Source organism: Sutterella sp., assembly GCF_052272535.1.
In the GTDB taxonomy this organism is placed as follows: Bacteria; Pseudomonadota; Gammaproteobacteria; order Burkholderiales; family Burkholderiaceae_F; genus Sutterella.
Genome location: NZ_DAVZJY010000216.1, coordinates 1 through 3,774, shown reverse-complemented (window position 1 = coordinate 3,774; position 3,774 = coordinate 1). Strand labels below are relative to the sequence as shown.

The window sequence follows — 3,774 nt, the reverse complement described above, 5'->3', positions numbered from 1 at the left end:
CGGTCCGCCCGATCAGGCGGCCGGCGCGGAGCACAAAGAGAGGGAGGAGAGGAAGTGATCAATCTGTCGACGCTGCGCGTGGCGTGTTCGAACTGCAATCTGCGCGAGGCCTGCCTGCCCACGGGGCTCACGCTCAAGGAGATCGAGCGCCTCGAGGACCTCGTCTCCACGCGCCGGCGCATCAAGCGCGGGGACGCCCTCTTCCGTGCGGGCGACCGCTTTGAGAACCTCTACACGGTGCGCCTGGGGTTCCTCAAGAGCACCGTGATGAGCAGCGACGGCCGCGAGCAGGTGACGAACTTCTTCATGGCGGGCGAGATGATCGGCTTCGACGGCATCGCGAGCGGCGTGCATTCGAGCGACGTGATCGCGCTCGAGGACACCGAAGTCTGCACGATCCCCTACGCCAAGCTCGAGGAGGCCGCGACCTCCATGCGCTCGATGGGCGCGCACGTGATGAAGATGCTCTCGCGCGAGATCGTCCGTCAGCACGGCGTGATGCTGCTCCTCGGGTCCATGCACGCCGAAGAGCGTCTCGCCGCGTTCCTTCTTGCGCTCTCGCAGCGCTTCGAGCAGCGCGGGTATTCGCGCAGCGAATTCGTTCTGCGCATGACGCGCGCCGAAATCGGCTCCTACCTCGGCCTCAAGCTCGAGACGGTGAGCCGCGTGCTCTCGCGCTTCTCGCACGACGGCCTCATTGAGGTGAACCAGAAGCACGTGCGCATCTTCGACGCCGAAGGGCTGCGCGCGATCGTCTCGGGCGTCTCGTTCACCGACGAGAAGGACTGAGGCACCTGCGGCCCTGCGTTCACCACAGAAAAGCCCGCGGAGCGGGCCGGAATCATCCGGCCGCCGCGGGCTTCTTCCTTGCCCGTCGTCCCTTCCGAGAAATGAAAAAAAACGCACGTCCCCCCGAGGAAGGGGGCGTGCGTTTCGGAGTGCCCGGAAGGGCTTCTTTCAGAGGGCCGGGATCACGACTTGCGGCCGCACGCGAGGAGCTTCATGTCGCCCGCGAAGAGGAACGCGTAGATCGCGAGGGCCACGATGAAGCCGAGCAGGCAGCACTGGGCCATCGACATGAACTTGATCGAGGGGATGAGGTACCAGCCGCCCGCGTCGGAATACATCTGGATGATGGATTCCTGCAGGGGCGAAAGCACCGTGCCCATCGGGACGTCGGAGTTGTCGTACCCGCAGTCGCCAGTCGGCAAGAACCAGTCCGGCGCCCACTTCTCAAGCGGAAGGCCGAAGGGGTAGTGCGGGATGAGCGAGCACCCCTGCATGCCGAAGAGCGCGTCGAGGTCATCGGAGTGGATCGCGTGGTGGATGGCCGAGAGCTTCACCGAGCACATGATGCCGTAGATGCACCCGTAGACGCCCGTCACGTAGGCGATCAGGCGGCAGATCAGGGCGCGGGGCGCGGCGAGCGTGAAGAGGCACCCGAACGTCATGCACAGGAACGCGAACCGGATGTACACGCACTGCTCGCAGGGCTTCATGTAGAGCCAGATCTGGAAGACGTTGTGAGCGATGAGCACGAGGCCCGCGGAGAGCACGGCGATCAGGAGCCACGGCCAGCGCGTGCGCGAGAAGGCGCCCGCGCCGTCGAGGGCTTTGATGAGGAAGTCCATTCTGACGGCTCCCGTCGGTTACTTCTTCGAGAGCTCGGTGAGCAGATCCACGAAGCCCTGGAGCGAGCGGATCGACTTCGTCATCACGAGGTACTTGCCGTTGACGACGTAGGCCGGGATGCCCTGGATCTTGGCGACGTCGTAGGAGGGCTTCCAGCTGTCGGCGAGCGCCTGGACTTCGGGCGTCTTGCGGGCGGCCATGAACTCCTCGGGCTTGGCGCCGATCGCATCGAGGCCGGTCTTCAGGAACGCAGCCTCGCCCTCGGGCCAGCGCTGGCCCTGACGGTGGTAGGCCTTGTAGACCGCGTCCTTCGCCTTCTTGAAGAGCGAATCCGGGTTCTCCCAGTCGGTGATGCCCGCGGCCTTGTCGCGCAGCATGCACCAGGCGAAGAGTTCGGAACCCGCGCGCCCGTACTTGCCCTTCGTCTCGATGTGGAACATGTCGAACTTCATGCCCGTCGCCTTCTCGGCGGCCGGAACGGCCTTCGGATCGACGCCCGCGTCGAACTTGAAGCAGAACGGGCAGTCGTAGGACCAGATCTTCACGATCTTGCCTTCGCCGCCGGGCAGGGGTTTGTCGAGCGTGATGTAGTCCGCGTCCTTGCCTTCCGTGAAGGCGAAGGCGGCGGGGGCGGCGCAGGCGCCGGCGAGAACGACGGCGGAGGCGAGGAGAGTACGGCGAAGCATGTCTTTTTCCTTTGGACGAAAGAAAACTATCTGGTCCGGGGCCACCCTCTCGGGGTGTCTCCGACCGCGGAACCGTTCGGGATCTGCGGATTTTTATGAATCACCCAAAAGTATAGGTGCGCTTGGGCCCAAGTGGGAAGACTTAACTTGATGATATGCCTAGAAATTGGTGTATTTCCCTGCGCGCCGCCGAGGATTGGGAAAAGCGTTTTGCAAAACGTGAAAAAAGGGCGTCCGGTGCTTCACGAAGTTCCGGGCGTCCTTTTCGAAGGGATCGGCAGTGGTTTGCGGACCGGTCAGAAGACCGGTGCGATGCGGTCGATGCGGTCCGTGCAGAGGGCGTCCACGCCCATGCGCAAGAGCGCCGCGACTTCGTCGGGGTCGTTGGGCGTGTAGGCGAAGACCCAGAGGCCCGCGGCGTGCACGGCCGAGACGAATTCCGGCGTCGCCGTCCGGTAGTCGATGTTGAGCGAGACGCAGCCCAATTCGGCGCAGGCCTCCCGCCAGTCGGCGGGGACGTCGTCGACGAGGAGCGCGCGGGGGAGGTCGGGTGCGGCGAGGCGCGCGGCGGCGAGGGCCTCCCGCGAATAGGAGGAGAGAAGCGGCGCTTCAGGGACGATCCCTTCGGGGGCGTCGCCTCCGGCGCGCACGACGTCTTCGTATCCGCGCGCGACCGTCTCCGCGGCGATGCGGCCCGTCTCTGAGGCGTGTCCGCGCGCGGGCTTGATCTCGAGGTTCATCCAGACGCGGTTGCGGCGGCACCAGCGCAGCGCCGTCGTGAGGAGCGGCGCCGAGACGCCGTACCAGAAGGGGGAGAGCCATCCGCCCGCGTCCATTTCGAGGAGCTCTTCGGCCGTGACTTCGGGGACGCTGCGGGCGTCGCCGCGGATCACGCGGCCGAACTTCTCGTCGTGCATCATCACGGGCACCCCGTCCTTCGTGAGCATCACGTCGGTCTCAATGGCGCGGTAGCCGTGGCGCAGGCCCTGCCGGTAGCCTTCGAGCGTGTTTTCCGGTCCGAGCGTGCCGCCGCCGCGGTGGGCGACGAGCCGCACGAACGGCCAGGGACGCAACGCGGGCTGCGGACGGGTTTCGGGGAGCGACATCTTCAATACCTCCATCGGGAGATGCATGGTGCAAGCATAGGCCCGCCGGGACCGCTTTGGGCGGACAAAAAAAGCTCCGCGGCGTTTGCGAACCGGCGGAGCTTCAAGACTTATTCCCTGGAGAAACATACCCGGAAGAACGGGACTCTCAACCGTACCTCCGATGACTTCTACTCTAGGCCCGGCGGGACCGAAGAGGCGTTTCCGCTCTGTGAGGGATGCTTCAAAAACTAAGCAACCCGATCACTGAAGTGACGGGGTTTTGATCCATTCTGACCAGAGCTTTTCCGGGCAGCATCCGCTTTCGCTTCGCCACAGAGACGACACCCTTGGTCATGAATCATTTTTCG

4 protein-coding genes are annotated in these 3,774 nt (G+C 64.7%); 1 reads left to right on the top strand and 3 read right to left on the bottom strand.

Annotated elements, in window-relative coordinates:
• Positions 1-57 precede the first annotated feature (57 nt).
• On the top strand, positions 58-789 hold the full coding sequence (gene fnr / locus ACT6Y9_RS09330; protein WP_295480744.1) for a fumarate/nitrate reduction transcriptional regulator Fnr: 732 nt from the start codon (positions 58-60) through the stop codon (positions 787-789).
• A 182-nt stretch (positions 790-971) separates the two neighbouring features.
• On the opposite strand, the gene dsbI is transcribed toward fnr, so the two are convergent.
• The 3 genes from dsbI to ACT6Y9_RS09315 form a co-directional block, all read right to left on the bottom strand.
• Positions 972-1,631: a protein-disulfide oxidoreductase DsbI gene (gene dsbI, locus ACT6Y9_RS09325; protein WP_295480736.1), complete on the bottom strand. Its 660-nt coding sequence runs from the start codon at positions 1,629-1,631 to the stop codon at positions 972-974.
• A gap of 18 nt (positions 1,632-1,649) precedes the next feature.
• Entirely contained in the window at positions 1,650-2,318 is a 669-nt protein-coding gene (locus ACT6Y9_RS09320; RefSeq protein WP_443744325.1) for a thiol:disulfide interchange protein DsbA/DsbL, read from the bottom strand.
• 296 nt (positions 2,319-2,614) lie between these two features.
• Positions 2,615-3,424: a glycerophosphodiester phosphodiesterase family protein gene (locus ACT6Y9_RS09315; protein ID WP_443744324.1), complete on the bottom strand. Its 810-nt coding sequence runs from the start codon at positions 3,422-3,424 to the stop codon at positions 2,615-2,617.
• Positions 3,425-3,774: the final 350 nt, after the last annotated feature.

Coding starts and splice junctions, on each gene's coding strand:
- dsbI (WP_295480736.1), bottom strand. CDS start 1,631: ATGGACTTCCTCATCAAAGCCCTCGACGGCGCGGGCGCCTTCTCGCGC.
- ACT6Y9_RS09320 (WP_443744325.1), bottom strand. CDS start 2,318: ATGCTTCGCCGTACTCTCCTCGCCTCCGCCGTCGTTCTCGCCGGCGCC.
- ACT6Y9_RS09315 (WP_443744324.1), bottom strand. CDS start 3,424: ATGTCGCTCCCCGAAACCCGTCCGCAGCCCGCGTTGCGTCCCTGGCCG.